Here is a 21,888-nt window from a genome sequence, read left to right on the forward strand (position 1 = left end):
TATGAGTAGTAATATTTTCTGGCACGAAACGGTGCTGAGCAAAACAGAACGGCAAAAGCAAAAAGGTCATCAAAGTGCTATCTTATGGTTTACAGGCTTATCAGGGTCTGGGAAATCAACATTGGCTAATGCTGTAGAACGAAAGCTTTATGAGCGAAAAGTGCATAGTTATCTACTCGATGGCGATAACATTCGTCACGGGTTAAATAAAGATTTAGGCTTTTCTGATCAAGATCGCCAAGAAAATATTCGCCGCATTGGCGAAGTCGCCAAGCTATTTGTCGATGCTGCTGTAGTTGTCTTAACCGCTTTTATCTCGCCTTTTCGTGAGGATCGAGAGCAAGTCAGAGAGCTTGTTCCTGAAGGGGAGTTTATTGAAATCTATGTGAAATGCTCTTTAGAAGAGTGTGAACGTCGAGATCCTAAAGGTCTCTATGAAAAAGCAAGAGCAGGAAAGATTCCTTTCTTTACAGGTATTAGCTCTCCTTATGAAGAGCCATCAGCGCCAGATCTGATTATTGAAACAGACCGCTTAACGCTTGAAGAAAGTGTAGATCAGGTAGTTAAGTATTTAGAAAGTCGCTCTATCATATAATTTTCTTCAAGATTATCTATACTCAAGTTGTAAGTCTTAAGCTGTTCTATCTATTATTTTCCTTTTTGTAGCTACTATTTTTGCTGAAAGGTAGAAGGAGACGGTTCAATTGAAAGCAACTAATTCTGAACAAAAGGTTCAGCAAGTGACCGAAACCATTGAAGAGATTTTGCGCCAAGGAATTGCCTCCATCAGTGATGAAGAGCAAAAAATGCTCAAAAAGGCAGGCATCTATTTTCATAAACCTAAAGAAAAGTTTCTCCTCTTTCTTCGTGTTACCTTGCCGGCAGGTATTTTGACGAGTGAACAAGGTAAAGTGTTGTCTCACATTGCCAACAGCTATGGCAAAGGTTATCTTTCTATTACTACGCGACAAGCTATACAGATTCATAACATAAAGCTAGAAGATATGCCTTCAGTATTAACTTTATTGCAAAAGGCTAAGCTTTCCTCAATTGGTGCTGGCGGCGATAGTACTCGCAACATTGTAGCTCCTGTACTCACAGGTATTGATCCTCAGGAAGAGCTTGATTGCACAGAACTGATTAAAGAGCTCTATCATTTTTTTCAAGAAGATAGTACTTGCCAAGATTTGCCCCGAAAATTCAAGATTGCTCTTTCTTCAAGTAGGGTGAGAAGCGGTGCTGAGGGCATTCATTGTCTTTCCTTTACAGCGGCTCGCCAAGATATAGAGGGTCAAGAAAGCAAGGGTTTTCATGTTCATGTTGGTGGTGGCTTGTCACGAGATGCTCGCGTTGCCCAAGAGCTTGATCTTTTTGTGCTACCTCATCAAGTTATCGATGTAGCTCAAGCTACAGCTACTCTTTTTCAAGATTACGGTTGTCGTGAAGATCGAAAAAAAGCTCGAGTGAAGCACCTTGTGGAGCGCTGGGGAGTGGAGGAGTTTCAGCAAAAGCTGATCAAATATCTAGGCTATGAATTGCCTGCAAAAGGTCAGAGTCAGCAGATAGTAGATCAAAAGTCATTTCAATATGGTTTACAGGTGCAAAAGCAAAAGGGCTACTATTATCTAGCTTTTCATATTCCTCGAGGCCATTTGAAGGCTACTCAGCTTCATGAATTAGCTAAGATCGCAGACGCTTATGGCTTGGGAGAACTGCGCCTCGGTTTCGGTCAAAGCATGGTTATTCCTCACGTACCCTTTTATCGAGGAAGAGACCTTGTAAAAGAAGATGTTTTTCAGCAATTACCTATTTATCCTGCACCCTTAACAGGTCAGGTATTAGCTTGCACAGGTGGGGAATATTGCAAATATAGCAATGTGCAGACGAAAGAGCGGTTATATGAAATTGTGGAGACTTTAGATCGTCAGTTTAAGGAAGAAGGCATAGAAGTGCCTCCTTTACGCATCCATATGGTTGGTTGCCCCCACAGCTGTGGTCATCGTCATCTTGCAGATATAGGTTTACAAGCTAAGAAAAGTCTTATTGATGGGCAAGTAGAAGAAGCTTTTGTCATTTATCAAAAAAATGATAAGGCAGATCAAAGTGAACTGTGTACAGAAGAAGTTGCTATGGTTAAAGCCGAGGATTTACTACCTTTCTTGAAAGAGTTAATTATGGTAAAGCTTTTTCAAAAAAAAGCCGCAAAAGATAGGGCTTTTGCGGCTTCTGGGGAAGATAACTCTTAATTACATCAGATAGGCAGAATAGTTGGTTTTTTTTCACACTTACAGCAAACAACAAGACGGTCACCAGGTCGGAGTGTAACGGAGATTACCTTGTGTTTACGCTTTGGTTTTGGTTTAGGTTTAGGTGCAGGAGGTTTTGGCAACATAGTCGGACCTCCTTTCTTCAAATAGGATTACAATTATATTTATGACAATGGAAAATAATGGGTTACAAAAAAGGAGCTACCTTTGCGCTGGTAGCTCCTTTTTTGTATGCTTGCTAACTTTTACATTACTTTCATCCAGAAAAAAAATTTTTGCTTTTTCACTTTTCGCTTTTGCTCGGAAGAAACAATTACTACTAACTAGAGCTGGCTGATCAAACCTTTACCGAGATCTTCGATATCGTAAATTCGCCAACCTTGTTCTGTTTGAAAGAGCAGAAAACGACTTGCAATTTTTTCAGTAATTAGGCCTTTAGTTCCGTGCAAGTAAGTGCTTTGTCCTTCGCCAATAACAATAGCTTTTCCATTAAGATTATAGATAAGTTGAAGGTTATGATACTCTACGGTTTCATAAAAATCGGCTGGATAAGCTAAGAGCAGTAGGACTTCTGTTAGTAATGGTTCTGTATAAATCTTGCGAATATTAGGTTCTGAGAAAGCTATCTCAAAATTCCAAAGCTGTTCATGAAGATCTAGACTCTTCTGCAAATCTTTAGTCATTGTAAGATCTTGTTTCTGTAAAAGAGTAGATTGCTTTTCTTCTTCATGAAATATAAAAGGCTTGTCTTCAATAGTCCAGCCCCAAGATCCAGGTATTAAAAAAAATAAAAAGGCCGCCAAAATGCTTGTCCAGAATCGACGCATGAAAAGCAGATCACCTCCCCAATTAAATATATGCACCAAGCAAAAGGAAAATGCTGGAAAAATAAAAATATTTTTAGATAACAGGGAATGCTTTTGGCAGTGTCGAAAAATAGCAATGTATGGGTGCAGATGTTATTTTTTGTATCTATTGTAGTATTCTATGGTTTTGAGGTGTCTGCTTTATGAAGCATAGAACTTTATATTTTCTAATAGGATTAGTTCTTTTTTTTATGGTCCCTGTAGTGCTTGCAGATGGGCCATCAACAGTTATAGGCGTTTATAAAGAAGCTGATTCAAGTGAACCAGTAGAGAGCGAGCCGGCAGAGAGCGAGCCGACAGAGAGTGAGCCGGCAGAGAGCGAGCCGGCAGAGAGCGAGCCGACAGAGAGTGAGCCGGCAGAGAGTGAGCCAGCAGAGAGTGAGCCGGCAGAGAGTGAGCCAGCAGAGAGCGAGCCAGCAGTAAGTGAGCAAGCAGAGAGTGAGCTGGCAGAGAGTGAGCCAGCAGAGAGTGAGCTGGCAGAGAGTGAGCCAGCAGAGAGTGAGCTGGCAGAGAGTGAGCAGGCAGAGATTGAGCAGGCAGAGATTGAGCCAGCAGAGAGCGAGCCGGCAGAGAGCGAGCCAGCAGTAAGTGAGCCTGTAACGAGGCTAGTTCCTCTTGTGCCGACAACACCAACAGTTCCCGACGCGCCTGTACCAGCCATGACGAATTCAGGGGGAGCAGAAGCTACAGAAGCTACTGCCGAAAGAAAACCTTCCAACAATGTTAGTACAAATCCAAATCAAAATCCAAATACAAATAGGTCGCTAGATGTAGTGAATAATTCTACAGAGGTAACGAATCAAGCTATTGATCCTCCAACTTCAACAAATGTAACTAGGACAGTAAGAGAAGTACCAGAGGAAGAGCAGATTCGCAGTTCTGTTGTTCACTTTAATGGCGAAGACTTGTTAACTATTCGTGTTGAGGCAGGTACTATTTCACCACAGATTCGAGCGCAAATTATTGCAGAGCGTATTATTATGTTGGCCAAAGACAACCGCTTTGTTCCAGAAACTTTAGGAACCTTTGATGAAGATGACGTTTCCGTGATCATGGCTGGCGACTTTATGCTCATGACAGTAACCGATCTTGATGGTGCTGTCGAAGGATTGACCCGACAGGAATTAGCGACTGCATATACCCAAAAGATTAAGCAAGCTATTGTAAACTATCGAAATGAGCGTAGTACAGAAAGTTTAATCTCAGGAGCAATTTATGCTATCCTAGCTACCTTGATTTTCTTTCTATTTATTCGCTACTCTAAAAAGATCTTGCTATGGATACAAGAACGCATTGAGCGTACTCAACAGGAACGACAATATGCCCTACGACTTAAGACTTTAGAATTGTTGACCCCTGAAAGAATTACGAGAATTTTATTGAAGACAACGCACTATTTGCGTACTTTGATTATTTTGTTTTTGGGCTACTATTATCTTTATATAGTCTTTAGTCTTTTTCCATGGACTCGAGATCTAGCAGGGCAATTACTGGAATATTCGAAGACACCTTTTTTAATGGCTGGTGAATGGTTGTTAGAATATTTGCCTAACTTTTCGATCATTTTACTAGTTATAGTTTCGTCTTTTTATCTCTTGAAGTTTATCCGTTATGTTTTTGTGCAGATTGCCAAAGGAAAAGTTCAATTTTCAGGTTTCTATCCCGATTGGGCCATGCCTACTTATAAAATTGTTCGCATATTTATTGTAATTCTCAATTTGATCATTATTTACCCTTATCTTCCAGGATCTGATTCGCCTATCTTTCAAGGTATTACGGTTTTTCTTGGCTTGCTTTTTTCACTGGGCTCTTCTTCAGCTATATCGAATGTAGTAGCTGGTGTTGTTCTTACTTATATGCGACCTTTTAACCTTGGTGATCGAGTCAAGATCGCTGAAACTGTTGGCGATATTATTGAAAAGAACCTGCTCGTGACCAGAATGCGAACAGCAAAAAACGAGGACATAACTATACCTAATATACAAGTTCTAAATAACCATATAGTCAATTACAGTTCTATGGCTCAAAAAGGTGGCGTTATTCTACATACTAAAGTAACCATTGGCTATGATATACCTTGGAGGACTGTGCATAAGCTACTAATTGAAGCGGCAGAAGCATCACCTTATGTACTTCCTCACCCAACTCCATTTGTTCATCAGACCAGTTTAGACGATTATTATCCTACCTATGAATTAAACGCTTATACGAATCAGCCCAATCGTATGGCCGCTGTTTATTCTGATATTCATCAAAACATCCAAGATAAGTTTAATGAAGCTGGAATTGAAATTTTATCGCCTCAATATCAGGCCCTGCGAGATGGCAATCAAGTTACCACTCCGGAAGGTTATTTGCCTTCTGATTACAAAGCGCCGCGTTTCCGAGTGGAAAATACGTCCCAGCAAGAGCCTAAGTTAGACTTCGAAAGAAATAAGCGTTCAAAGCAAGAAATAGCAGGTTGAACTGAATAAGCTGAAGATAGGCATGATAAAAGCCTCTAGAGAGTTAAGCAAGTTTACTTTACTCATCTCTAGAGGCTTTTTTGTACTTCTTATAGGCAAAAAATGCATTAAGGGCTACTGCAGGACCTGATCGATCTTCAAATCACTACGACTATAAAGGTTAATTAGCTCTCCGTCTACTTCTACAATAGGTGAGGCTAGAGCATAGTTGTTGATAAAAACAATCTGTGCTTTCCGACCATCACTGAGGCGAACCCAGGCGTTAAGGTAGTAATGGGCAATCTTGGACATAAAAGTATTGACATAGTTGATATCAAAGCGTGTAAAACGATCAGCTTCTAGCAACTGTAGTATTTTATAGGGGTCTGGCCTTTCTTGTAAGGTTTTGCCACCTGTAGTCTTGTTGTCATAGTAATTAGCTATGGCAACGATGCGAGCGTATTCGGTAATATCATTCCATTTTACTTTTAGAGGGAAACCTGTGCCATCAAGATTCTCATGGTGAAGAAGCACAGCTTGGGCAATGGCTTCACTGAAGCCTTGCTTTTTGAGCATGTCGTAGCCTAATTGGGGGTGAAGTTTATAATCATGAACTTTATCATAGGTATTAGTTGTTTTGCCTATATCATGTAAAAGAGCGGCAATGGTAAGTTCTTTTACTTCTTCCACGCTGTAATTAAGCCAAGTACCTAAAAGATTACTAAGTATAGATACGTTTACGCTGTGTGTAAAAATAGAGCTTTCTTCAAGTTGCGTAGCATAGAGATACTTGAGAATCTCTTTGGGATCCTCAATTGATTTCATTACTTGATGAGTTACGTCTATTAGACAATCACGATCTACTTCTTCACCCTTACATATATTTTGCATGCTTGATTTAACTTGCGCTTCTGTTTTTTTATACACTTGAGTGAACTGATTTAAGGCTTTACGATTAATATTTTTGTACTCTTCTTGCGCGGAGTGTTGGCCCAAAATGACATAAAGATGCTCTACGTTGTGCATTCTGATTTTGTGTAAAAGATGGGCTGTTAAGACTTCTCCTTTGTTGACGATGACAGAACCTGTGGGAGAAAAAACGTCATTGGCCAGTTTCATGCCAATTCTGGCGGCAGATGCACGAATCCTTTGTGGACGAGCTTCCATACGCTTTCTCCTTCCTCGAGAGAAAAAACCTATTATTAGGTTATTAAGCAATGCGAATCGGTAAATTATAGGGAAATACAAATATTTTATTATAGTACATATTTGAAAAAACGTTGGTATCTTTGTAATAAGATTTCCATCACTCGAATGCGACCAAGCTTTTTGTCCTCAAAGGGTATTAGATACCAAGGAGCAACTGCTGTGTGGGTCTTTTCGAACATTTCATCAAGGGCTTCTTCATAGTCAGACCATTTATCACGGTTTCGCCAATCTTCATCAGTGATTTTCCATCTTTTGTAGGGATTTTCCTGCCTTTCTTTGAATCTTTTTAGTTGTTCTTTGGGACTGATGTGCAGAAAAAATTTCAATAGAAGCGTTCGATCATCAACTAAAAGTCGTTCAAATTCGTTTATTTCTCTGTAGGCACGGCGCCATTCTTCTTTCGTACATAGTTTTTCCACTCTTTCTACAAGAACACGGCCATACCAACTGCGATCAAAAAAGCCCATCTGACCATGACGAGGTAAGCGAACCCAAAAGCGCCGTAAGTAATGGTGACGTAGTTCTACTTTTGTAGGTGCTCCAATAGGATGGACTTCGTAAGTACGAGGGTCAAGTTTTTCAGTAATTCGGCGAATGACGCCACCTTTACCTGAAGCATCCCAACCTTCAAAAACAAGAATAACGGCTGCATTTTTTTCTATAATTTCTGCTTGATAATGTAACAGTTCTAATTGTAGTTGTGCCAATTTTTGTTCATATTCTGTCTTGTTCATGCGATGAGTTAGATCGATGTCTGCAATACGCATCACGATAACCCCCATGTTCCTAATTCTTTTTTTCTCTAACATACTCTTTTCTATATGAATGCATTGATTCCTTTTTCCTTGAATTCTTTCTAATGGATAAAAGGGTTTGTTTTTTACTCTGACGAAATAGTTTGGGTCTATGCCGTTAAAGGGGGGGAAAGGTGTGGGTCTTCGTTTAATCCTTGGAAGAGCTGGTACAGGTAAAACAAATCTATGTCTGCAAGAAATAAGAGAAGCCTTGCTTGCTTCACCGCAAGGAAAAGCTTTGATCTTTCTTGTCCCCGAGCAGGCTTCCTATCAAATGGAGCGAGCTTTATTGTCGACTCCACTGTTAGGAGGGACTATTCGAGGACAAGTCTATAGCTTTCGACGCTTGGCTTGGCGTATTTTGCAGGAAGTAGGGGGTAGTGCTAGGCTTCCCATTGGAGAGATTGGCAAAAGGATGGTGCTTCGGCAGATTTTAGAAGCCCATAAGCAAGATTTGCGGGTTTTCCATCGATCTGCCGAACGGCCTGGTTTTGCTGATGCTCTTGCTGGTACTTTAACGGAATTAAAACTTTATAATATTCATGATGAAAGTCTTTTAATGAGTCAGGCTATTGTTAAGGAAAGAGAAGGCTCTAATCTCTTAGCAGATAAACTGCACGATCTCGCTTTGATCTATAAGGCTTTTTCTTGCTTTCTAGCTGATACTTATACTGATCCTGATGATTACTTGAATTTGTTAGCCTTACGTCTGCCGCAATCGCAGGCTCTGCAATCTGCTGAAATCTGGGTTGATGGTTTTACAGGCTTTACTCCGCAAGAATTAAAAGTGCTAGGTGCTTTATTAAAGATATGTGATCGCGTCAACGTGACCTTAACTCTTGATGAGCAGTCAGCAGAGGTTGTTGATGAGACTCATCCTTTTTATCTTACTAATCATACCTATCAAAAGTTGCAAGAACTTGTGGCAATGGAAAAAGTGCCTCATGAAGAGAAACTGATCTTAGAGCAAAGGTATCGATTTGTTAATCCCCTACTTAAACACTTAGAGCATAACTTTTTTCTACGACCTGACAAGTGTTGGCTTGAACCTGCATCAGGTCTAAATCTTTGCGGTGCTGTTAATCGCCGAAGCGAAGTAGAAGGGATAGCTCGTGAAATGCTTCGTCTTTGCCGTGATGAAGGTTATCGCTGGCGTGATATGGCAATTTTTGTGCGTCAGATGGAGCCTTACCATGCCTTATTGACGGCTGTTTTTCAAGATTTTGAGATTCCTTTCTTTCTCGATCATAAGCGACCAGTACAGCACCATCCGCTGATAGAGTTGATTCGCTCAGCTTTAGAAGCAGTAGATATGGATTGGTCCTATGAGCCACTCTTTCGTTATCTGAAGACTGATCTAGTGCCTATTGAGCGCGAAAGAGTGGACTTGTTAGAGAATTATGTTCTCGCTCACGGTATTCGCGGTTATCGCTGGCGCGATCAACAACCTTGGGTTTTTCAACGTAAAATAACAGCATCCGATCAAGATCAAGAGAGAGCAAACAAAGATATGGAACTGCTTGCTTATGTCAATAATGCTCGTGAAGATGCACGTCTTGCTCTTTTAGCTTTTGAGAAGAAGCTAAAAAAGACTAGAGATGTTGCGCATATTACAAAAGCTCTCTATGAACTACTGTTAGATTTAGAAGTGCCTGCCACGTTAGCTCGTTGGAGTGAAGAGGCCGAAAAAGAAGGGTTAGTAGAAGAGGCACGAACTCATCGTCAAATCTGGAAATCTATTTTGGATTTAATGGATCAAATGGTGGAATCTCTACAAAGCTTAGATATGGATCTGCCCTCTTATCGCCAAGTCTTAGAAACAGGATTGGAAAGTTTAACTCTGGGCTTGATTCCACCAGAGTTTGATCAAGTTTTTATAGCTTCTCTCGATCGTTCTCGAAGTCCCGAAGTAAAGGCCGCTTTTATCGTCGGTGTTTCAGATGGACTTTTCCCTGCTAGAGTACAAGAAGATGGTATCTTCGATGACGGAGAGAGAGAGAGATTAAAGTCTATGGCAGGCATAGAATTAGCGCCTGATAGTCGTCGCCGCCTTTTCGAAGAGCAATTTCATATCTACAGTGCTTTGACTAGAGCTAGTGAATGCCTTTATTTTACCTATCCTCTAGCTGATGAAGAAGGAAAAGCCTTATTACCTTCCTCGATCATTGGTCGTCTAAGAGAGCTCTACAAGGAAGCAGAGGAAAAGACATTTTTTCTAGAGCCGCCTCTGTTAGAGCAAGAAGAAGACCTCTTAGTTAAGGAATATTTTTGTCAGGGCAGGCGAGCCCTTTCTTACTTAATGCCACAGCTGAGAGAAGCTTTTAGTGGACGTCCTGTTGCTGAGGTTTGGTGGACTCTTTACTCTTGGTTTGCCAGTCAAGAAAGCTGGAGCAAGGATCTGCAACAAACTGTTCCTGGTCTCTGGCATTATAATCAAGAATCTCCATTGCCAGAAAAATTAAGTCATCGTCTCTACGGTAAAGCTTTGAAAGCTGGTATTTCTAGAATTGAACAGTTTACAGCTTGTCCTTTTTCACAATTTCTATCTCATGGACTGCGCTTGAAAGATCGTGCTCTTTTTCGTTTGCAAGCACCTGACTTGGGTCAGTTTTTTCATGAAGCTTTAAAAAGCTTAGGAGAAGAGGTTAAGGAAAAGAAAATTGATTGGGCTAAGCTGTCTGATGATGATTGCAGTACCTTGAGCGACCATATAGTGGCTACTTTAGCTCCTCAATTGCAAAACGAGATTCTGCTTAGTACAGCACGTCTTCGCTATCTGAAGGGACGTCTGCAAAAGACGGTTGGTCGAGCGGCTTGGCTGATGCGGGAACATTTTCGGCGCGGTGCATTTGAACCTTTGCGCTTTGAAGCTCCCTTTGGTCGAGATAAAGAGCTACCTCCATTGTTAGTACCATTGAGCAAAGGTCGTTCCTTAGAGCTAGTTGGACGGATCGATCGCATAGATGGCTTTTACAGTCCTGAGCGTTCTTTACTTCGTATCATTGATTACAAATCAAGCTATAGTCGGCTTGCTTTAGATGAAATCTACCATGGCATACGTTTACAGTTACTAGCCTACCTAGATATTGCTTTAGCCGCAGGGCCTCGTCTTTTTGGGGCGAAGGATAGTCATCTTGTTCAACCAGCAGGTATGCTTTACTTTACAGTGCAAAATCCAATCCTACCGCAACAAGGTCCTGTAGAGGCAGAAGAAGCGGCACGACAGCTTCTGAAAAAGTTAAAAATGCAAGGTTTATTGTTGGCTGATCCTGAAGTGGTGCAGTTGATGGAGCAGGACTTAAAAGGTCGTTCCGATATTTTACCGGTAGGACTAAAAAAAGATGGCAATTTCTATAGTGGCTCATCCATTATGACTTTAGAACAGTTTCAAATACTTCGTAGTCATTTGTATCAGATCTTTGAAGAAGTAGGCTCGGCTATCCTCGATGGCTTTATTAACTTGGGACCATATAAGAAAAAAGAAAAAGTAGCTTGTACTTTTTGCTCCTATAAAGCTATCTGCCAGTTTGATCAATTGTTAGCAGAGAACCAATATCGCATCTTGCCGACAGAACCAGCTGAGACTATCTGGTCAAAGTTACAAGAGCCCAGTCCTCAAAGGGTTCTAACTCATTTTAACTATGAGGGGAGGCCCTGATAGATGATAGAAAGAGAAGAGCGCTGGACTGACGAACAATGGCAGGCCATTACAGTTCGTCAATCTAATGTTTTAGTTGCCGCCGCCGCTGGCGCAGGCAAGACAGCTGTGCTTGTACGGCGTATGATTGGTTTAATTCAAGAAGGCATCGATGTCGATCGCTTACTTGTTGTAACTTTTACCAATTCGGCGGCCGCTGAAATGAGGGAGCGGATTCGGGAAGCTGTAACGAAAGCTTTACATCAAGATCCTGAGAATAAGCATCTTCGTCGGCAATTACTGTTAATTAACAGAGCTTCTATTACGACTTTACACTCTTTTTGTCTGGACTTAGTGCGCAAAAATTACTACCGTCTCGAATTAGATCCTTCTTTTCGCATAGCTGATGAAACAGAAAGCATTTTGTTACAGCAAGATGCTTTAGATCAGCTTTTTGAAAATTATTATGAGAAACAGGGAGCTTGTGAACTTGCGCCTTCCGTAGCAGAAGCTTTCGATCGTCTACTTGAAGCTTATAGCAGTGATCGTGATGATAGTGCTTTGCAGGAAATTGTATTGAAGCTTTACGAGCGTGCTCATAGTCAGCCCCAGCCGGAGCAGTGGTTAAACGATTCTGTTAACCTTTTTCATCAAGCTTTGCAAGAACCAATAGATAACTTGCCCTGGCTCACAACATTACGGCAAGCTTTGGAAATGGACTTTCAAGCCTTAGAAAGAGAGTTGACAGAAGCTCTAGAGCTTTGCAAAGCTCCAGGGCCTGTACATTATCAAGAAACTGTAGCAGACGATCTAGCCATCGTAGCAGATCTTCGCCAAGCTCTACAGAAATCTTGGACTATGCTTTATGAGCAATTTACAACGTTAAAGCATAAAGATTTGTCTCGCAAACGACTTCAAGTTGATGAAGAGATGAAGCAAGAAGTAAAAGATAAAAGAGATCGTTGTAAAGAGAAGCTTAAAAAAATAAAAGGTAAGTACTTTTCTAGAAGACCGGAAGAACTAATTCAAGATCTACAATTGCTATTACCGGAGATGGAGTTACTTCGTCAATTGACCTTAGACTTTGCTCAGCTATATAAAGAGCGCAAACAAGAAAAGCGATTGGTAGACTTTAACGATTTAGAGCACTATTGTCTAGCCTTGCTTTGCCAAGAAGCAGAAAAAGATCAAGTTAAAGCATCGCCGCTAGCGAAAGAACTAGCTCAATATTATGCAGAAGTCTTAGTAGATGAATATCAAGATATTAACAAAGTACAAGAAACTATTTTGGACTTTTTATCGCAAAATAATCGCTTTATGGTTGGTGATGTGAAGCAGAGTATTTACCGCTTTCGTCTGGCCGAGCCGGCTCTTTTTTTACAAAAATATCACACTTTTGAACCTTATAGAGAAGATAATAATAGTTCCGTAATTGGCGGAGGGCGAAAAATTGATTTGGCTAGAAATTTTCGCAGTCGTGCCAATGTACTCCATGGTGTTAATGATATTTTTCAGCGTATTATGACTGCCTATGCAGGTGAAATGACTTATGATGATCAGGCCCGTCTTATTAGTGGCGCTCTCTATCCATCGACAGCAGAATGTCCTCTTGAACAGCCTATTGAATTACATTTACTGCAAAATAAAGTCGACCTAGGGCCTAGTACTGATGATGATAGTGAAGCTGTAGATGGTGAAGAAAGGCCAGAAGTAACGCTTGATGAGACTGCCGAGCTAGAGCGGACACAATTAGAAGCTCGTATGATTGGTCGCCGTATCGAGCAGTTGCTGGCCAAAGATGTAGTTTACGATAAAGAAGCAGGAACTTATCGCCCTGTTACCTATAGGGATATAGTAATTTTACTGCGGGCAACCAAAGGAAGAGCTAATGTTTTCGTTGATGAGTTTCGCGCATTAGGTATACCTGCCTATGCGGAAGTAGGATCCGGTTATTTTGAAGCGACAGAGATTGCTGTTATGATGGCTTTGTTGAAAGTGATCGATAATCCGAGACAGGATATTCCGCTGGTCGCGCTATTGAGATCGCCTCTTTTTCGCTTTAGCGCCGCTCAGTTAGCAGAAATTCGCTTAGCCGATCCAACAGGGTCTTTTTACGAGGCTCTCCTTGCTTTTGCTACCAAAAATGAGCAAGCCCAAGCCTTTCTAAGAGAGTTAGAAAAGTGGCGTAGCAAAGCTAGAAGTGGGCCGCTGGCCAGTCTGATCTGGCAGATCTATAGTGAGACAGGTTTTTATGATTATGTAGGTGCTATGGTAGGTGGCACGCAGAGACAGGCCAACTTAAGAGCTCTCTATTCTCGAGCATTGCAGTATGAGAAAACGAGTTTTCGCGGTTTATTTCGTTTTTTAAGATTTATTGAACGACTGCAAGATCAGGGGGGAGATTTAGGAACAGCTCGAGCTCTCGGTGAAAAAGAAGATGTAGTACGCATCATGAGTATTCACAAAAGCAAGGGCCTTGAGTTTCCTGTTGTTTTCGTCCCTTCTCTAGGCAATCGATTTAATCAAATGGATCGACAACAAAAGTTACTACTCCATAAAGAATTAGGTTTTGGTCCTCTTGTTCTGCAACAAGAAGGGCGCTATTACTATCCTTCTATAGCTAAGCTAGCAATTGATCGTAAAATTCATAAGGAGTCTCTAGCTGAAGAGATGCGTATCTTATATGTGGCCCTTACCAGAGCAAAAGAAAAGCTTATTCTTGTGGGAACAGTAGCAGATCGTCAAAAAACGGCTCAAGCCTGGTTCCGACAAAAGCCTACAGCTTCCTTGCCATTAGGCGACCAGCAGTTATTAAGTGCTACAAGCTTTTTAGATTGGATTGGCCCTGTTTTAGCAGGTCATCGTGATGGTCAAATTATTGAGCGCTGGGCTGACGGTTCTCAGGAAGGTGCTTTTTTGGAAGGCCAAGCTAGTGAGCAAAAACAAGAGGTTTCACAAGAGTTATCGAAAAGAGACAGAGAATGCTCATATTGGTCTCTTTACCACAGTGCCCTTCAAGATTTCACTAATCCACAAGAAAGTCAAGGCTTATCAACTGATCTTAAGTTGCCCGAAATAATCAATAAAGTTAAAGCTTTAGAACCGATTAAAGAGAGTAAGATACTTGATCCTTACTTGACCTGGTCTTACCGTCATGATTCAAAAGCAGGTGTACCAACGAAAGTATCAGTTAGTCAATTAAAGAATTGGTTTACACGCAAGGAAGAGAGTGCTTCGGAGAGTAGGGCAGTCCTAGCAAATCCAGAAAAAGGACCTCTTGACCTTTATTTTCGAGAGCGGCCTCGATTTTTGCAGAAAGAGAAAGTACTTTCAGGAAGTGAACGGGGCTCTGCTGTTCACATGGTGATGCAACATATTGCTTTTGCTGGTGAACTGTCTCTTACATCTATTTCACAGCAAATTGATAATCTAGTTCAGCGTGAACTACTTACTAGGGAACAAAGGCAAGCTATTTCTGATGAAGAAATTTATTATTTCTTCCATAGCCCACTAGGAAAAAGGATGCTTTCTGCTTCTAAGATTATGAGAGAAATTCCTTTTAGTCTAGCCTTGCCACTTGCAGAATTAGCTCCCTGGATAAGTTCATTAGAGGGAAGTCAAAGCCCTCGGACGCATAAGGAAGAAGGAGAAGAATTAGTTCTTCTGCAAGGTGTTATTGATTGTCTTTTTGAAGAACAGGGTGAGTGGTTTCTTGTTGACTATAAAACTGATCGCATAGGCCATAAAGAGCCAACTATCTGGTTGCAGGATATGTCTAGAAAATATCGCAGTCAGTTGGGCTGGTATGAAAAGGCACTGCAAGAAGCATGGGGTATAAAGCCACAAGCACGATATCTATACTTTTTCTCTCTAGGTCAGTCTTTAGAAGTCTAGAAATGAGATAGTCCTCTTTAGAAAAGTTGGCAGGAATTCGTCATAAGTTGCAGAAAAGAAAAGTAGAGATACTAAAAATTGCTCCGAAGGAAGATCTTGTCGAACTTTAAGGAGGTTGATCATGGTCTTAGAGAGGGAACGTATCTTTGTAAGCACACTTTCTCTACAGGACAGCCGTGACATAAAAAAGATAATTAATGAAGGGCTAGGCATTGAGATTTTTGCGGAACGCCCTTGTTGGCAAGAACCAGAGTCAGATTATGAACTGACGAAGCAGTTGTTACGCCATTATGAAGGGCCTCGTAGTCTCCATGCTCCTTTTTACGATCTGAATCTTGCTTCGGAGAATCATCCAGCCATTCGTGAGTTTTCCATCGATACATACAAAGATTTTCTGCAAATTGCAGTAGAGTTAAAGTGTGATCATGTAACAATCCATCCTAATGCTAGTTCAACGCAAATTTTTGATGTGTCAAGGGCTCGGCAACGAATCAAACAGGCCCTTTCTCTGTTAATAGGTAAAGCCCATCGTTTAGGAATTAAAGTTGCTATTGAAAATGTAGGTCATGGTGAGAGCCAGCTTTTTGGACAAGAAGCTTATCTAACACTCTTAGAAGAACAGGCAACAGCAATGGCGTTGCTAGACGTTGGTCACGCCCACTTAAATGGATGGGATATTCCAGCAATCATTGAAAGGTTAGGTACTCGTCTAGCTGGTTTACATCTCCATGATAATGACGGACACTCTGACCAGCACCTTCCAATTGGCCAAGGAACGATTGACTGGGAACCAATATGGCATAGTCTTGCTAAGATTCCACAAGCACCGGCTTTAATCTTAGAATATAAAAATACCCTTTCTGTAGAAGAAATTTTAAGTAGCGTCAGTGTACTTAAAGAGTTGACCTGCTTCAAGAAATAGGGTTAATGAAAATAATAACTTCCATTAACTTGCTTTTGTATTTTTTCTAGCAGGAGATAAACTACTATATAGCGAACATTAATGCCATTCCTGTTACAGTTGTTTCGGAAGCGGAAGGAGGGAAATAGTGACTTCTACATCACTTTTCGAAATCGGTCAAGAAGCTCCCGACTTTACCTTGCCAGCCTCTGATGGCAGTACGTTTTCACTAAAATCATTACGTGGTCAAAAGGTAATCCTATACTTTTACTCTAAAAACAATACAGCAGGTTGTACAAAAGAAGCTGTAGAGTTTAGAGAGCTCTATGAAGAATTCAAAGCTCTTAACATGGTGATTATTGGAATTAGTAGAGACACTGTTTCCTCTCACCAGAAGTTTATTGCAAAACATGACCTTCCTTTTCTATTACTAAGCGACGAAGACCGCTCTGTTTGCGATCTTTACCAAGTTTTAAAAGAAAAAATGATGTATGGCAAAAAGACGATAGGAGTAGAACGCTCTACTTTTGTCATTGATGCTGATGGTTTGTTTCAACATATTTTCCGTAAAGTAAAAGCTGCTGGTCACGCCCCGGAGGTTTTAAGGAAAGTTCAAGGGCAATAGCAGTCTTGACTGTGAAAGGAATAAGAATTCATGGGATTAATCCGAGCTGACGTCTTCCGTTTGCTGGAAGAAGCTGTTAAACAGGAAAGAAGAGTTACTATCTGTTTCCTTGATGGTTCGGTTAAGACCTTTTATGTACTAAAAGTAGAACCTCCTTATATTCACGTTCGTGCTGATGATTTGAACAACTCACAAAGTTGGATGATTTCATTAGAAAGAATCAGAGCTGTGCAAATACTGTAAAAGTAGCCGCTATCTCCATAAAATTAGCGTTATACAGTATCTCGTACCATTATAAGGAAAATGCTGACTTGCGTGTTCTTGTTTTTATGCTAAAATAGAAAGGTCTAAGATGTTTCAGGAATTATTAGTATTTGCAAGGGGTGAGGGTATTTGGCTAAGAATGACATCATTATCGTAGACACAACCCTACGTGATGGGGAGCAAACGGCTGGTGTAGTCTTTGCGAACAAAGAAAAACTTCGTATTGCAAGAATGCTAGATGATCTAGGTGTTCATCAAATTGAAGCCGGAATTCCTGTCATGGGTGGCGACGAGAAACAAGCGATCAAAGACATTTGTAAGCTAGGATTAAAGGCCAGCATCATGGGTTGGAATCGTGCTGTTATCTCAGATATTCAGCATTCTGTTGACTGTGGTGTTGATGCAGTTGCAATATCAATCTCCACTTCCGATATTCATATTCAATATAAATTACAGACATCAAGAGAATGGGTTTTAGAATCCATGATCAAAGCTACTGAATTTGCGAAGTCTCAGGGCATGTATATTTCAGTAAACGCTGAAGACGCTTCACGCTCTGACCTAGAATTCCTTATTCAGTTTGCCACAGAAGCCAAAAAAGCTGGTGCTGATCGCATTCGCTATTGCGATACTGTAGGTATCCTAGAGCCTTTCGTAATTTATGAGAGAATCAAAAAACTTCGTGAAGCTGTAGATATTGATATTGAAATGCATACGCATGATGACTTTGGTCTAGCTACAGCTAACGCTCTTGCTGGTGTAAAAGCAGGTGCTAATCACGTAGGTGTTACTATCAATGGTCTTGGTGAGCGTGCTGGTAATGCTGCATTAGAAGAAGTAGTTATGGCCTTAAAGCATATTGAGAACATTGACCTTGGCTTTAAGACAGCAAATTTCCGTGAAGTATGTGACTATGTAGCACGCGCTTCTGGACGTTTCTTGCCTTCATGGAAAGCTATCGTTGGTTCAAATATGTTTGCTCATGAATCAGGCATTCATGCTGATGGCGCTTTGAAGAACCCACAGACTTACGAAGTTCTTACGCCAGAAGAAGTAGGCTTAGAGCGTCAAATTGTTATTGGTAAGCACTCCGGTACAGCTTCCATTAAGTCTAAATTCCGTCAGTTCGAAATTGACATTACTGAAGAGCAGGCGGCTGCCATTCTTGAGAGAGTGCGCACATCAGCTGTTGAGCTTAAGCGGACACTCTTCGACAAAGAGGTTATGTACGTTTACGAAGAGCTCTACGGCTATCCTGACCATTAAGAACAAGAATTAGAAAGACCTTAAAGACCTGTAAGTGCACAAAACTTACAGGTCTTTTTTTTGCATCTTTTTTCTAGCACAAAGATTCATACTGTTGCCCCGAGCCTCCCATACTAAGAAGGGTGACGCAAGCACCTGCCTGAAAGGTCTCTGAAAAATACGGAGGTGATGGTGTGTCCAATCTGAAGCATAGTAATTTCAGTGCCGATAATCGTTTAGAAGCAATGGCCAGCAATACCTATTCTGGTGTGAGGGTCGATCCGCTTCCGATTACGGCAGGACAGGAGATCACCGTTTTCTATTCCGGATTGTTGTCAGAAAATGGAGCCGACCAAGTTTACCTGCATACTGGTTATGGAAACTCTAAACAATGGAATAAAGTGCAAGATCACCGTATGGAAAAGGTAGGTTGGGGATGGGCTAAAGTCCTACCAGTCGAAGAAAGTGGTAATCTTCATATCTGTTTCCATGACTCGGCTCAGAACTGGGACAATAACACCGGTACAAACTGGACCTTTCAGGTGCACAACGGATAGGGGCTAAAAAGCCCCTCCCCTTTTATTTATAGGCAGGAGGTTTCAGCAATTTGAGAATATTAATGTTGTCTTGGGAGTATCCTCCCAAAATTGTAGGTGGATTGGCCCCCCATGTTCATGGGTTGGCTGGAGAATTAGTGCAACTAGGTCATGAAGTTCATGTAATTACACAAGGTGGTGACGGTTTACCTGAAGAAGATAATGATCGAGGTGTAATCGTCCATCGTATTCAATCATCTAATTTATGGTCTTTAGATTTTATTGGCTACATTCATCACTTAAACTTTAACTTTGTGGAAAAAGCTCTTGATGTACAACAAAAAGTAGGTTCTTTTGATGTTATTCACTGTCACGACTGGCTAGCAGCTTTTAGCGCTCGCTCCTTGAAGCATAGCTGGGGAAAACCGCTAGTTGCAACAATTCATGCTACCGAATGGGGTCGTCATAATGGGCTTCATAATGACCTACACCGCTATATTAGTCAGATAGAATGGTGGCTTTGCTATGAAGCTAAAAGGATCGTTGTTTGCAGTCAACATATGTACGGCGAACTAGAAAGAATCTTTCAAATTCCTGGTGACAAAATTGAAGTTATTCCAAATGGTGTTCATCTTCAGGATTTTCAAGCTGATAAGGTTGGTCCAGATTTTCAACGTTCCCAATTTGCTGCTGATCATGAACGAATTCTCTTTTATGTAGGACGTTTAGTCTGGGAAAAAGGCATTCAAGTATTAATTCAAGCCTTGCCAGAATTGCTTATCCATCATCGGAATCTTAAGGTTGTTATTGCAGGAACAGGGACTCAGATGAATTATTTGCGTCATCTAGCTTATAGACTTGGTGTAGGCGATAAAGTTCTGCTCACAGGCTATATAGAAGAATCAACTAAAGTAGGACTGATGCGCAATGCTGATGTCGCAGTTTTCCCTAGCTACTATGAACCTTTTGGCATAGTAGCATTAGAAGCTATGGCCGCTGGGACTCCTGTGGTAGCTTCTGATACAGGTGGATTAAGTGAGATTATTAATCATGGTCACAATGGACTTAAAGCTTACGTAAATCAACCCTCTTCTCTAACTCAACAGATTAATCGTCTTTTGTCTGATCCGGGATTAGTCGACTATCTAGTGCATAATGCCATGCAAGATGTACAAGAAGTCTATGCTTGGTCAGCTATTGCGGCAAAAACAGCAACAGTCTATGATTTAGCAGTTGAAGGAGTAGGGGGAGGGAACGGAAAAAAATCTAACATTCATCCCATAGAGGAAGGTCGTAAAAAGTTATATCAATTTCTGAAAAAAGCATAAAGTGCACTGTCACCAAGCAAACAGCCAGGGAGCAGAACGCTTCACCTGGCTGTTTGGTTTTTTTATTTTTATTGAATTAAGCAGGCTGTATTAAGCTGAAATTAAGTTAACTGATAAGCAAACAACTATCTAGTTAAAGCCAAAGATAGAAAGTAATTCATACCTATATAAATAGTGCCAATATATACTATACCAGCTACAAGATAAAGAATAAAACGATGTCGATGATTCACAGGCACACCTCCGCCTGAATTGACCATTTTCTAGCTACAAAAAAGAAAGATTATTTATTTGTATAACCACTGTAAAGACGATAATCGAGGCGTGGAAAAACAGGATTAACCTCTTCTAGCTCTCTAACTATCTCTTCACGAAGAGGACTTTTACCCGTTACCATTTGATAAAGCAAAGAGCAATTATTAAGATGATAAACAGATCGATTGACAGCATATTGAACTGTTGTATTTGTTTTCATTATGAAGGCCCAATCGCTACTTTGAGCAAGCAACAATTCTCGTGCCATTTGGTTTAAAGCTCTTCTTTGTAAACCTTCACTATTTGGTTTTTCTTGAGAAAGGCGTATCATTCTTTCTGCCGCTCTGTGCAAATGACGATAGAGCCAATGGTTACTATCTTCTAACCATACTTCATGATAGCCTTCAGCACCCCAGCTAGATTCACAAGGAATAGAAGGTTGAATAAGAGGGTGTTTTTTCAAGTAATCACTTGGTGTTACCAGCTCTAGAGTAGGACCAACTTGACTAGCTTGACGTCCGATTTGATCTAAGAAGAGAGGTCCTTCATACCACCAGTGACCAAAAAGCTCTGCATCATAGGGACAGATAATTATGGGCTCTCGATCTGTCATAACACCGTTCAAGTATTCAATTTGTTTAGTTCTGTTAAAAAGAAAACTACCGGCATGGAGGGCCGCTTTAGCTTCTGCCCAAGCAGGAACATAAGGTTCTTTGTGGTTAGAATCTCGCTCGGTAATGCGATGATATTTAAAACCGGTGTGTAATCTTAAGCCTTCAGGGTGTATGAAAGGTCGTACATACTCAAAATCTAAATCATAACCAATATCACGATAATATTCTCGATAGTCACCATCGCCAGGATAACCTTCTTCTCGACTCCAAACTTGTCTAGATGACTCAATATCACGGCCAAAAGCGGCTACACCAGAAGGAGTACGAAGTGGTGCATAGAGGCCATAGCGAGGCTGAGGTGTAGCGTAAAGAATGCCGTGGGCATCTGTTAGAAAATAGGAAATTCCAAATTCAGCAAGATGATCTTCTAGTCCAGGGTGATAAGCACATTCAGAAAGCCAGATGCCTGTTGCTTCTCGATGAAAGTAATGTTCATAAGTGTCTACAGCTACAGCAAGTTGAGCTACTTGTGCTTCTTTTTGCAGTCGCATTAATGGCAAGTAACCATGAGTAGCAGGACAGGGAATAATCTCTAGAGTTCCTTTTTCCATGAGTCTTCGGAAAGCGCCGATTAAGTCTCTTTGATAATGTTTATCAAACTTTTCCTGCGCTTCGTAAAACCGATGTCGGTACATATGGGCTAAAGGAGCAAAAGTACGATCATCTTTAGTTCGTTCGACTTCCAGCTCTCCAAGCAAAGTTAGATTGGAAAGATGTTTGCTATACCGTTCTTGCAAAAGTGGATCGGCAAGCATAGACATTAACGTAGGACTCATGGTCATCGTAAAGCGAGCAGAGACACCATCTCTCTGCCAACCTTCGAATACTTTTAAGAGAGGTAAGTAACACTCTGTAATTGCTTCAAATAACCATCGTTCTTCCAAGTAGTCTTCCCGTTCCGGATGACGGACAAAAGGTAAATGAGCGTGAAGAACGAAAGCGACCATTC

At 40.9% G+C, this 21,888-nt stretch carries 16 protein-coding genes; 11 read left to right on the forward strand and 5 right to left on the reverse strand.

Annotation, left to right across the window (positions count from 1 at the left end; all coding sequences use genetic code 11):
* Window position 1: 1 nt before the first annotated feature.
* Complete coding sequence (gene cysC, locus F9B85_RS08665) at window positions 2–595, forward strand: adenylyl-sulfate kinase (RefSeq protein ID WP_151619989.1); 594 nt, start codon at window positions 2–4, stop codon at window positions 593–595.
* A gap of 109 nt (window positions 596–704) precedes the next feature.
* Window positions 705–2,246: a nitrite/sulfite reductase gene (locus tag F9B85_RS08670; RefSeq protein ID WP_151619990.1), complete on the forward strand. Its 1,542-nt coding sequence runs from the start codon at window positions 705–707 to the stop codon at window positions 2,244–2,246.
* A gap of 5 nt (window positions 2,247–2,251) precedes the next feature.
* Here the strand turns inward: F9B85_RS08670 and F9B85_RS14390 are convergent, their stop codons facing one another.
* Both F9B85_RS14390 and F9B85_RS08675 read right to left on the reverse strand, forming a co-directional pair.
* Window positions 2,252–2,392, reverse strand: coding sequence for a hypothetical protein (locus tag F9B85_RS14390; protein WP_170270342.1), 141 nt, complete (start codon window positions 2,390–2,392; stop codon window positions 2,252–2,254).
* 198 nt (window positions 2,393–2,590) lie between these two features.
* Window positions 2,591–3,094: a hypothetical protein gene (locus F9B85_RS08675; RefSeq protein WP_151619991.1), complete on the reverse strand. Its 504-nt coding sequence runs from the start codon at window positions 3,092–3,094 to the stop codon at window positions 2,591–2,593.
* Window positions 3,095–3,276: 182 nt separating this feature from the next.
* Between F9B85_RS08675 and F9B85_RS08680 the strand changes: the two genes are divergently transcribed.
* Window positions 3,277–5,598, forward strand: a complete 2,322-nt coding sequence (locus F9B85_RS08680) for a mechanosensitive ion channel domain-containing protein (RefSeq protein ID WP_151619992.1) — start codon at window positions 3,277–3,279, stop codon at window positions 5,596–5,598.
* Between the two features lie 114 nt (window positions 5,599–5,712).
* Here the strand turns inward: F9B85_RS08680 and F9B85_RS08685 are convergent, their stop codons facing one another.
* Complete coding sequence (locus F9B85_RS08685; RefSeq protein WP_151619993.1) at window positions 5,713–6,744, reverse strand: HD-GYP domain-containing protein; 1,032 nt, start codon at window positions 6,742–6,744, stop codon at window positions 5,713–5,715.
* Window positions 6,745–6,833: 89 nt separating this feature from the next.
* A complete protein-coding gene (locus F9B85_RS08690; RefSeq protein WP_243138121.1) occupies window positions 6,834–7,553 on the reverse strand; it encodes a polyphosphate kinase 2 family protein in 720 nt (239 codons plus the stop codon).
* Between the two features lie 163 nt (window positions 7,554–7,716).
* Here F9B85_RS08690 and addB point away from each other — a divergent pair, with 163 nt between their 5' ends.
* From addB to F9B85_RS08730, 8 genes are all read left to right on the forward strand, one after another.
* Window positions 7,717–11,238 (forward strand): helicase-exonuclease AddAB subunit AddB, encoded by a 3,522-nt coding sequence (gene addB / locus F9B85_RS08695; RefSeq protein WP_151619995.1) that lies wholly within the window; start codon window positions 7,717–7,719, stop codon window positions 11,236–11,238.
* Window positions 11,239–11,241: 3 nt separating this feature from the next.
* Window positions 11,242–15,111, forward strand: coding sequence for a helicase-exonuclease AddAB subunit AddA (addA, locus tag F9B85_RS08700; protein ID WP_151619996.1), 3,870 nt, complete (start codon window positions 11,242–11,244; stop codon window positions 15,109–15,111).
* A 121-nt stretch (window positions 15,112–15,232) separates the two neighbouring features.
* Window positions 15,233–16,033, forward strand: a complete 801-nt coding sequence (locus F9B85_RS08705; protein WP_151619997.1) for a sugar phosphate isomerase/epimerase family protein — start codon at window positions 15,233–15,235, stop codon at window positions 16,031–16,033.
* A gap of 127 nt (window positions 16,034–16,160) precedes the next feature.
* On the forward strand, window positions 16,161–16,637 hold the full coding sequence (locus F9B85_RS08710; protein WP_151619998.1) for a peroxiredoxin: 477 nt from the start codon (window positions 16,161–16,163) through the stop codon (window positions 16,635–16,637).
* A 30-nt stretch (window positions 16,638–16,667) separates the two neighbouring features.
* On the forward strand, window positions 16,668–16,880 hold the full coding sequence (locus F9B85_RS08715) for a hypothetical protein (RefSeq protein WP_151619999.1): 213 nt from the start codon (window positions 16,668–16,670) through the stop codon (window positions 16,878–16,880).
* Between the two features lie 150 nt (window positions 16,881–17,030).
* The gene (gene nifV, locus F9B85_RS08720) at window positions 17,031–18,167 is read left to right on the forward strand and encodes a homocitrate synthase (RefSeq protein WP_151620000.1); all 1,137 of its coding nucleotides are present in this window, start codon (window positions 17,031–17,033) and stop codon (window positions 18,165–18,167) included.
* 173 nt (window positions 18,168–18,340) lie between these two features.
* Complete coding sequence (locus F9B85_RS08725; RefSeq protein ID WP_341474386.1) at window positions 18,341–18,703, forward strand: carbohydrate-binding protein; 363 nt, start codon at window positions 18,341–18,343, stop codon at window positions 18,701–18,703.
* 50 nt (window positions 18,704–18,753) lie between these two features.
* Window positions 18,754–20,010: a glycosyltransferase family 4 protein gene (locus F9B85_RS08730; protein WP_151620001.1), complete on the forward strand. Its 1,257-nt coding sequence runs from the start codon at window positions 18,754–18,756 to the stop codon at window positions 20,008–20,010.
* A gap of 283 nt (window positions 20,011–20,293) precedes the next feature.
* On the opposite strand, the gene F9B85_RS08735 is transcribed toward F9B85_RS08730, so the two are convergent.
* A complete protein-coding gene (locus F9B85_RS08735; protein WP_341474387.1) occupies window positions 20,294–21,886 on the reverse strand; it encodes a glycoside hydrolase family 57 protein in 1,593 nt (530 codons plus the stop codon).
* Between the last annotated feature and the right edge of the window lie 2 nt (window positions 21,887–21,888).

This window comes from Heliorestis acidaminivorans (genome assembly GCF_008933955.1).
Classification (GTDB): Bacteria; Bacillota; Desulfitobacteriia; order Heliobacteriales; family Heliobacteriaceae; genus Heliorestis; species Heliorestis acidaminivorans.